This window comes from Clostridium sp. (genome assembly GCF_036569345.1).
Classification (GTDB): Bacteria; Bacillota; Clostridia; order Clostridiales; family Clostridiaceae; genus Clostridium_AD.
Window position 1 is genome coordinate 1 of the sequence record NZ_DATCQT010000156.1, and the last position, 8,895, is coordinate 8,895.

At 31.5% G+C, this 8,895-nt stretch carries 10 protein-coding genes and 2 pseudogenes; 4 read left to right on the forward strand and 8 right to left on the reverse strand.

Going from position 1 to position 8,895, the window contains the following annotated elements:
- Positions 1–129 precede the first annotated feature (129 nt).
- From VIM70_RS23460 to VIM70_RS15790, 3 genes and pseudogenes are all read right to left on the reverse strand, one after another.
- Positions 130–318, reverse strand: a complete 189-nt coding sequence (locus VIM70_RS23460) for a Bax inhibitor-1 family protein (RefSeq protein ID WP_414648720.1) — start codon at positions 316–318, stop codon at positions 130–132.
- A gap of 21 nt (positions 319–339) precedes the next feature.
- A pseudogene (locus VIM70_RS15785) lies at positions 340–864 on the reverse strand (GyrI-like domain-containing protein); the annotation flags it as partial.
- A 91-nt stretch (positions 865–955) separates the two neighbouring features.
- Positions 956–1,756, reverse strand: a complete 801-nt coding sequence (locus VIM70_RS15790) for an SDR family oxidoreductase (RefSeq protein WP_331946745.1) — start codon at positions 1,754–1,756, stop codon at positions 956–958.
- 244 nt (positions 1,757–2,000) lie between these two features.
- Between VIM70_RS15790 and VIM70_RS15795 the strand changes: the two genes are divergently transcribed.
- The gene (locus VIM70_RS15795; RefSeq protein WP_331946737.1) at positions 2,001–2,636 is read left to right on the forward strand and encodes a TetR/AcrR family transcriptional regulator; all 636 of its coding nucleotides are present in this window, start codon (positions 2,001–2,003) and stop codon (positions 2,634–2,636) included.
- Between the two features lie 106 nt (positions 2,637–2,742).
- On the opposite strand, the gene VIM70_RS15800 is transcribed toward VIM70_RS15795, so the two are convergent.
- The 4 genes from VIM70_RS15800 to VIM70_RS15815 all read right to left on the reverse strand — a co-directional run bounded on the left by VIM70_RS15800 (position 2,743) and on the right by VIM70_RS15815 (position 4,865).
- Positions 2,743–2,913 (reverse strand): hypothetical protein, encoded by a 171-nt coding sequence (locus tag VIM70_RS15800; protein ID WP_331946738.1) that lies wholly within the window; start codon positions 2,911–2,913, stop codon positions 2,743–2,745.
- 515 nt (positions 2,914–3,428) lie between these two features.
- Positions 3,429–3,734 (reverse strand): YciI family protein, encoded by a 306-nt coding sequence (locus VIM70_RS15805; RefSeq protein ID WP_331946739.1) that lies wholly within the window; start codon positions 3,732–3,734, stop codon positions 3,429–3,431.
- Positions 3,735–3,839: 105 nt separating this feature from the next.
- On the reverse strand, positions 3,840–4,037 hold the full coding sequence (locus tag VIM70_RS15810) for an SHOCT domain-containing protein (protein ID WP_331946740.1): 198 nt from the start codon (positions 4,035–4,037) through the stop codon (positions 3,840–3,842).
- Between the two features lie 57 nt (positions 4,038–4,094).
- Complete coding sequence (locus VIM70_RS15815) at positions 4,095–4,865, reverse strand: hypothetical protein (RefSeq protein WP_331946741.1); 771 nt, start codon at positions 4,863–4,865, stop codon at positions 4,095–4,097.
- 391 nt (positions 4,866–5,256) lie between these two features.
- Here VIM70_RS15815 and VIM70_RS15820 point away from each other — a divergent pair, with 391 nt between their 5' ends.
- Positions 5,257–6,069 (forward strand): alpha/beta hydrolase, encoded by an 813-nt coding sequence (locus VIM70_RS15820; RefSeq protein WP_331946742.1) that lies wholly within the window; start codon positions 5,257–5,259, stop codon positions 6,067–6,069.
- 264 nt (positions 6,070–6,333) lie between these two features.
- On the opposite strand, the gene VIM70_RS15825 is transcribed toward VIM70_RS15820, so the two are convergent.
- Positions 6,334–7,080, reverse strand: a complete 747-nt coding sequence (locus VIM70_RS15825; protein WP_331946743.1) for a GNAT family N-acetyltransferase — start codon at positions 7,078–7,080, stop codon at positions 6,334–6,336.
- 282 nt (positions 7,081–7,362) lie between these two features.
- On the opposite strand from VIM70_RS15825, the gene VIM70_RS15830 reads away from it, so the two are divergent.
- Together VIM70_RS15830 and VIM70_RS15835 are read left to right on the forward strand one after the other, a co-directional pair.
- Complete coding sequence (locus VIM70_RS15830) at positions 7,363–7,965, forward strand: FMN-dependent NADH-azoreductase (protein ID WP_331946744.1); 603 nt, start codon at positions 7,363–7,365, stop codon at positions 7,963–7,965.
- A gap of 81 nt (positions 7,966–8,046) precedes the next feature.
- Positions 8,047–8,895, forward strand: a pseudogene (locus VIM70_RS15835) (iron-containing alcohol dehydrogenase); the annotation flags it as partial.

Genomic DNA, 8,895 nt, shown 5'->3' on the forward strand with positions numbered 1-8,895 from the left:
CCGATATTATGATGTGCTGTTTTTCACTCAATGTAATCATCTCCATTCCCCCTCTTATGATGTTCAATCATAAGAAAGTTTACATTAAAGTGGGGGATATTTCAATTAGAATAGTGGGGTACTTTTAGATTAACATATACAATTACTTTGTTCTTGCATATGCTTTATTTTCTGCATGTCATATGCTGTTAATGCACTAAATACTATTATACCTAATAAGCTTACACCTAAATTGAATGTGTAAGAAACAAAAAATATTTGCATAATACCGAAAGAGATGGTCAATTGTTTTAGAGTCAATCTAAAGCATTTAACCATCCCTTTGTTATTCTCATCCTTTTACTTCTTAATAGGAATCCAAACCTCACACCTGTAATCAGAAGAGTTTGTATCACCTTCTGGATAAATTTCAAGCTCTGGTGCGCAATCATGCTGATATCCTGTTGAAGGCATCCACTCTGAAAATATTCTTCGAGTAATATCTTGTATAGCTTCAGGTAGTTTTCCCACTGATTCAAATACAGCCCAGGTTGCTGAGGGTATAGTAGTTGAAACATATCCTTTAGGAAGATATTCGCTTATTTTCTCAACTCCGATCATATAATTAAATCCTTCTTTATTATCGAAGTCCTTACATACACCTAGTACGCCAAGTTTGCCTGCCTTTGAGCTAATCCACTCATAAGAACCATCATTCATGCAATCGTCCCAGAATTTAGGCACCTGTATGAAGTTTTGTCCGTCTACCATAGTTATTTTTGTTTGTTTACCTACTACTGTAAAGCTTTCTTTGTCAACAATCTTATAATTCATATCTTTTTCTCCTTTTATTGAAATATGAAAGGATAGTTTGCCCAAAATTTTCTCCTGTCTCTGCGTTTATCGGGGAGTGTATATTATATATATCCTATTTTACCATATCTTCGTTGTAGTAATCACATATGAATGATAAGTCCTACAAAGAATATTCTTTTGGGGAAGATATGTGTATTTCTCTGACATCAACATTTTCAGGTTGATTAAGTGCATATACAACAGCCTTAGCTATGTCATCTGGTTTTAAGAAAATCTTTCCCATAGCGGAGTGGATACGTTCCAGAAATTCATCAGAAAGATGTTCACCTTTATTTACCTCAACATTGAAGCCAAGTTTATTAGCTAGTCCTTGAACCATAGCTGGGTCTGCATTTCTCCCAAAATTGGTGGCAACAGCACCAGGTAATATGTTGGTTATTCGAATTGGTTCTTCTTCAAGTTCTTTCGTTAATGCTTCAGATATTGCACTCACCATATGTTTTGTAGCACCATAAATATCTCCAGATGCACGCGAGGATATGTTAATTATATGACCACCTATACTTTGGGTGTTCTGACGCATTGCGAGAATGGCTGCTTGCGTTCCAGCTAGTAGAGCTAAAATATTTACATCTATCATCTCTCGCCAACTTTCAATAGTTCCTTCAGCAATAGTTCCATGAATGTGCAAACCTGCGTTGTTGACCATTACGTCCAAATGACCAGTTTCTTCTTTGGCTCTGTTAATAAAATCCTGTAACTTAGGTATATCGCGAATATCAAAGGCGCTGGCACTAACAGTTCCGCCTGCACTTTGAATTTCTCCGCGTACTATCTCTAACTTATCTTCACTTCTCCCAGTAATATAAACATGCATTCCCTCTTGAGCGAGATTGTTTGCGATGGCACGTCCGATACCGCTAGATGCACCAGTAATAACAGCTGTTTTTTTATATAACATATACAACACTCCTTCTAATTAATTTATGATTAATAAATATTAAATCAAAAATTGCATATTTACTATAGAAATTAGTATACCGTGGTGTAGTTTTTATGTCAATAGGGTATATTATATATATAATTATTATTAAACTTTGTGCCAACTATGTCTAATATGTTTTACAATGACTTATATAACGTGATATCATATAATAAATTAGTATGTATGATAATTTTTTAATATAGATAGGAAGGTGTTTTTTATGGCAGAAGTGAAAACAAGGCAACGGATTATTCAAGGTGCACTTCCTTTATTTCGCGAAAAGGGCTTCGATGCTGTTACAATCCAAGATATATGTGGCGCTGCATCAATAAACAAGCATACATTTTATTATCACTTTAAGTCTAAGGATGAATTGTTAGAGGATTATTACAATTTTCATAATGAAATTAGTCCTGAAATGCTTATTCGTATTATGAATGCTAAAAACTATGTTGAGCAGGTATGGCTAATGATTCAACCATTGATTGAATTTTTTAAATCTGCTGGACCACAAATTTTTAAACAGCTTTATATAAAAGATATAAATGAAAAATTTGGAGCTTTCAAGTTAGCTAAAATAAAAACCTTGTACAGTTCTATCTTACCTCTGATACAAAAGGGTAAAGACTCAGGAGAATTTTTAACGGAAATTGAAAATGAATTGCTGTTTTTGATGTTTATGCAATCTTTTCAAGGTAATTCTAATTGGAGTATATCAGATAAGGAGTTTGACTTTGAAAAAATGATGCGCATCGTATATGAGTCATTATTTAACGTAACCACTAAGCTTCGAATATCTAAAAATTCAGAGTTTGAGGATACATGGTCGAAAATTAGAGAAAGTCTTATTAAATAACATACATAATTTTAATTCATAAGATAATATATATGTAAACTTAATGGTCTGATAAATAACCAAAATATCTATAAGTCATGAAAACCATTCCTTATAGATATTTATTTTAAAACATATTCATTTCATTCTTCATAATGGCTTCATTAACTTCATCAACTGGATCAGTGCTTAATTGTTTCATTGCTTTTTGTTCAACATCATCAGCAATTGTATTCATACTATCATCATTTAAAATACCAGTACTTTTTTCTGTTTTTTCTAAATTATTTTCATCCATAAGTTATACTTAGCCAAAAATTCAATATAAACTATTATAATATTAATTTATATTGAATCGGAGGGCGATTTCCTACGGTTAGGAAAAGCCTTAATATAGTCGATGTTGTATAACATTTATTATATTGAAGTTCCAACTTATCGTATTAAGTCAAGCGAAGATTATATAGAGTGTTGTAATAATTATCTTTGGCCGTGAGGTTATTTATAGTTGTGTAAATATTTTATATAGTCGAACGAACCATCATCAGTGGTAGTGATTTGTTTAATTAGGGTCGAAAGATGTTAACTATATAATAAATTATCTATGTTGGTGTTAGGTAAGTTGTTTTGTACTCTTATATTAAAAAACTGATAATTCGTTGAAGAAGTAAATAAAGCAGATTTAAAGGGTAACAATTTGTTACCCTTTTTTAATTTCACACTGCACAATTAGCAAACATCCTACATAAAATATCTTCATCTTCTTTAAAGCTTAAATAGTAGATATTACAACGAAAAAGCTACCGAAATATATTAATCAAACCATCCTTTTAGCATCGCTTGACAATCATGAAGTTTAAATTCTACTATTTTATATTCTTGAATACCTAAAGTTTTCAATGGGTCTTTAGATAAATAGTTTTCTATATCTACCAAAGATTGGCCTTTAATAATTATAATTCCTCCCCCCACATTTACCTTAGGTCCTGATACAAGAATAAAACCTTCATCGAATCCTTTTTGTAGAAACGCAAGATGTTCTTCTATTGCTTTCTGCAATTCATTTTCTTTTATAGACATATTCTCTTTAAATGTTCCTTCGACAATAAAATATTTCATAATTGACCTACCTTTCATAATTAAAACTTTTATCAGATTTTTTGTTTTTTATTATAAACCACATATTATTTAACTCAAACATACAGCCTATTATTTAGTTTTATTTTATCCCTTTAAAAGCATATTTTTCATCTTGATATATTCTTCTTCTGTAATTTCTCCTCGAGCAAAGCGTTCTTTTAAAATATCAAGAGCACTATTGCTCCCTATATTATTGAAGTGACCATTAAGATTCGAATGGTCAGTTAATTTAAATATAGCATATGCAATAATTACTACAAGCACAATTGGTATTAACATCATAATAATAAAAGCCTCCTTTATATTGGTGTATTTTTATCTCAATTTATTAAAGTGTATCTATTTAATAATAAACTTACTATACATGCCTTTTGCTGCATGACCAGGATATTGACAAATGTAATAAAATGTTCCTTCCTGGTTACTAGTAAAAGTAGCAACTGAAGTTGAATATTTATCCTTTGAAGCTTCAGGAAGTGGAGAAATAAATGCATTAGGATATATGTTACCATCCATCATAGTCATATAATTATAAGCTGGAGGTGCATCTGTAATTTCTACTCCATGTGGCATTCCATCATCCTTATTAATCATTTTCAAAGAAATATTTGCATCTTTAGGAACTTGTATTGTAGGATTAGTTAAACCCCCAATGAAAAATTTGTCATCTGCTATCTTAGGGCTACCTAATAATACAATAGTTATATTTTTCCCCGTAAAAGTAATAGTATTATTCTTTTTATCCACTGTGGTGTTTTTTAAAGAATCACCCATGTCTTTATTTACAGTTTTCTCATCTAAGTAAGAAAGATTGGTTGCTCCATTTTGGTTTCCATATCCACCCATCATTCCTCCACTATTATTATTATAATTACCATTAGTACCATTAGTACCATTATATCCATTCATCATACCACCAATATTTCCGTAATTCTGGTCCTTTCCTCCTCCATCGTTATTAAATTGAGGATTTGTAATTCCTTGATTATTAGGAGTAATCGTAGAAGCTACATTGCGTTTTGAAAAATTAAGACTCCAAACACCGTAACCAATAAGAGCTGCAGTAGAAAAAATTAATACTAAACTCCAACCTATCTTTGATTTCTTCATAATATCACCCTATCCTTTCGTTTTATATAATTTTTTTTCATTTCGATTCAATGAGAATTAATTTGTCCTTCCTCAATATAAATTCATTATATAAAACAATTGTGTGGCAATTAAGGAGAAAAAAACAAGCAACATAGAACTTTTATTAGCAAATTCGTTCCGCTCATAAAAAAAACCGTGGGTACGTGAACAAAACAAAGTGTAAATACAATTTGTTTAGCTAATACCTCCAGTTTAATTGTTATTATATGGAGTATTCGAGAACAAACAATGGACTTTGATAACTAAATAACAAGATATGAAAATCTGCTCAGTCATTCACAAATTTATTCTCAAATGCATAAGCTAATAACATAGGTTTACAATTCTATTAATTTAATGGAGGCTATAAGTGGGATACTATATTAAAGTAGAACCTAATGTAAAAATTTATGTAGAGGATGTTAACCCTGAGGGCAGTAAGACAATCTTATTTATACATGGTTGGCCTGGAAGTCATAAGTTGTTTGAATATCAATTTGATCAGCTTCCGAAGATGGGATATAGGTGCATCGGAATAGATACAAGAGGATTCGGTGAATCAGATAAGCCTTGGAGTGGCTACGACTTTAATAGGTTATCAGACGATCTTAGCGGTGTAATTGATGCACTTAAATTACAAAATATTACACTGGCAGGACATTCAAATGGAGGAGCAATCGCTGTTAGATACATGGCTCGACATAAAGGATATGGGGTATCAAAACTCGCTCTTATTGCTGCAGTGGCACCCAGCCTTATCAAGCGTCCTAATTTTCCTTATGGTTTAGATAAAGAAACTGTTGAACAACTTATTCAAGGGACATATACTGATCGCCCTAAAATGCTTCAGGGTTTTGGAGATATGTTTTTCTTCCAACATATAACACAGCCATTTTCGGAATGGTTCTTCCAATTGGGATTACAGGCAGCAGGGTGGTCAACTGCGGCTATTGCACAAACATGGATAAATGAAGTATTATTTTCTGATCTAGAAACAATAAATGTTCCAACTTTAATTATTCATGGGATTCATGACAAAATTGTTCCATTTTCACTAGGTAAAATACAAAACCAAGCTATTAAAAATTCAAAACTTATACCATTTGAATTTAGTGGCCACGGAGTATTCTATGACCAAAAGGATAAATTCAATGAAGAATTGACTCGATTTATTGAAGAATGAAGTTTTTGATGTGTAGATCATCTTTATAAAAATATTGAAAGTTAATAATTACTTAAATACTGTATTATTCAAAATTGAATTTTATGGTATTTTTTATATCGCACATCGAATATATTTCATACACACGTTACATATTCATATTTTATGTAACGTATTATAAATCTGCCGGCAGACGTAAAATTGTAAACTCAATTTGTTTTGCTAATTATATGTTCATCGAAAAACTAAGGAACAAATGCCTCAATTTCTTAAAATAATACTGATTTAATCTATAGCTTTTAAAATACTGCATTCAAATGCATTATCGAATCCAAGATTTCTGTAAAAGGAATGAGCAAATGATTCAGTAGATGTTTGTAGCGTAATTGTCGTCATATTATTAATAATCGCATCATCAATAGCTCTTTGTATTAAAGTAGTGCTAATGCCTTTTTTCCTATGTTCTGGTAGTGTGGCAACAGCATAAATTCCTGCTGTTTTCTTATTATAAATGCTGAGCAGAACACTAACAGGTTTCTCATTTTTATATGCAACATAAAAATTTTGAGTGTTGTCATCAAGATTCTTTATATTTTTTTCTCTCATCCATAAATACCATTCATTGAATTCTTCTTCTGTTTCACAAAATGCCTTTCCCTGAACAATACTAAAATCCTCTATGCCAGAAAGAGAAGTTGACCTTTTTATATTTATTTGGTCATTTATTTTCATTTTTTTTATTTCAGTTAAAACCATATAAGTAAGGGAGCCTGCTTTTTTATATTTTAATTTCATTTGTTCATTTATTAAAATCCATTGAGGTAAGTAAATAGTATATTTCTTGTCGATTTCCTCTATACCTTCATTTGATAGAGGGAAAACGATGTTATATTCTGCTTTCTCACTATCCATAAATTCACTATGATTACGACACTCTCTTACCCCTCTATGTTTTGATAGAAAATAAATGTGGGATTCTAAAATATTCTCTTTGTAGGCTAAATTAAGATTGGCTTGTAACGTTTTGTTCATAGTAACACTCTCCTTAAATTTATATTTTTAGCTGTAAAACCTATTAATCGCATGTAAATAAGTTAACTGCTCCATTTTTAAAGCAAACATGGCTAGTTAGTGATGACTTTATTGTCACCGTATGACAAAAAAGTGCGTACTTGTTAAAAGATTAATTTAATATTATTATAACATCATACTAAATTAATCAAACATTACACAAAGAATAAATGCATTTATTCGTATGAGGTTTGTTGATTAATTAGTAAATATAATTAATAAATTTTAAAGGGGTAGAAAAATATGAGTAAAATATTATACATTAAAGCAAATGCAAAACCTGAAGGAACATCAAGGACTTTTAAAATTTCAGACAAATTTATTGAAGAGTACAGAAAACTCAATCCTAATGATGAAATTATAACTTTGGATTTATACAAAGAGGGTATAGGATTTCTAACAGAAGATGGTATTAGCCTGCATAGACCAGCACCAGGCGAAGGTAAAAATCATCCAGTTCTTAAATATGCGTATCAATTTGCTGAGGCAGATAAATATATAATTGCAGCGCCATTCTGGAATTTAAGTTTTCCTGCAATAGTAAAGGCATATATTGATTATGTATGTGTTACTGGAATTACATTTAAATATACTGCAAATGGACCAGTTGGCCTATGTGGTGGTAAAAAAGCAGTTCATATTGTTGGAAGAGGTGGCGCATATTCAGAGCAACCAGCTTCAGCATATGAAATGGGAGATAGATACTTAAAAACAATTTTCGGTTTCATGGGAATAACTGATTTTACTACAATAGCAGCAGATAGTTTAGATGTTATTGGTGAAGATGTTAACGCACTTGTAGAAAATACAATTAAAGTAGCTATAGGAAAGGCAAAAACTTTTTAGTTAGTATCTCAAAGTTTAAATATTAAAAACAAATTAATGAAAAAAATATTAATGTAAATAAAAACGAAGGATGTGTTAATTATGTTAAAAAGTGCATATTTTATTCCTACTATAAACTTATTTGGTCAAGGATCGGTTAATGATGTTGGAACACAAGTTAAAACACTAGGTGGTAAAAAGGTATTAATAGTTACAGATGTTATGTTAGCTAAATTGGGTATGGCAGATAAAGTTAAAGATATCATAGTAGCTGCTGGATTAGAATGCGTAATATTTAATGGCGCTGAACCAAATCCAACTGATTTAGATGTAGAAGCAGCTTTTGAAGCTTGGACAAAGAATTCATGCGATGCAATAGTATCTCTTGGCGGTGGTTCTTCTCATGATGTGCTAAAGGTCTTGGACTTGTAGCTTCTAATGGTGGAAATATTAGAGATTATGAAGGATTAGATAAATCAACAAAGGATTTCCCACCTTTCGTTGCAGTTAATACTACAGCTGGTACCGGTTCAGAAATGACTCGTTTCTGTATAATAACAAATACATCACGTAAAGTTAAAATGGCTATAGTTGATTGGAGAGTAACACCAAAAGTTTCAATTAATGATCCAGAATTAATGGTTGGTATGCCACCATCACTTACTGCTGCCACTGGTATGGACGCTCTTACTCATGCTGTAGAAGCATATGTATCAACTGCAGCTAATCCTCTTACAGATTCTGCTGCTTTAATGGCTATAAAACTTATATCTAAATATCTATCCAAAGCAGTTGCAAACGGCAGCGATATGGAAGCAAGAGAACAAATGGCTTATGCTCAATTCTTAGCTGGTATGGCATTTAATAATGCAAGCCTTGGATATGTACATGCTATGGCACATCAATTAGGTGGATTCTACAACTTGCCTCATGGTATCTGTAATGCTATTT